Annotated in this window: 1 protein-coding gene; it reads right to left on the bottom strand. The window is 54.0% G+C overall.

Features of this window, described 5'->3' with window-relative positions; genetic code table 11:
• The coding region (locus SB717_RS37155; RefSeq protein ID WP_410908110.1) for a hypothetical protein at nucleotides 1-203 on the bottom strand (203 nt) is incomplete at its 3' end.
• Between the last annotated feature and the right edge of the window lie 58 nt (nucleotides 204-261).

Raw genomic sequence — 261 nt, 5'->3', positions numbered from 1 at the left:
ATCGTCAAGGTCGTCGGTGCCAGACAATGCCATACATCACAGACAATGAAGTTGCGCGAAGTTAACATTGTCTGCCGCTGTTTACAAGCACCTCGTGCGCCGCTACCAAAATGCTGCGTCGATTTGTGGGTAAATCTCAGCCAAAGAACCGCCCAAGCGACTTTCACCGCAAGCGGCTCAGGCACGGCTAAAGTATCGCGCAACCGATACCGGCCTCGCCAACCTGCGCAAGCCCTTCGCCAACATCATATCGTTGATCCA

The organism is Priestia sp. SIMBA_032, from assembly GCF_046535215.1.
In the GTDB taxonomy this organism is placed as follows: domain Bacteria; phylum Bacillota; class Bacilli; order Bacillales; family Bacillaceae_H; genus Priestia; species Priestia aryabhattai.
This window is presented reverse-complemented; position numbering and strand designations above follow the sequence as displayed.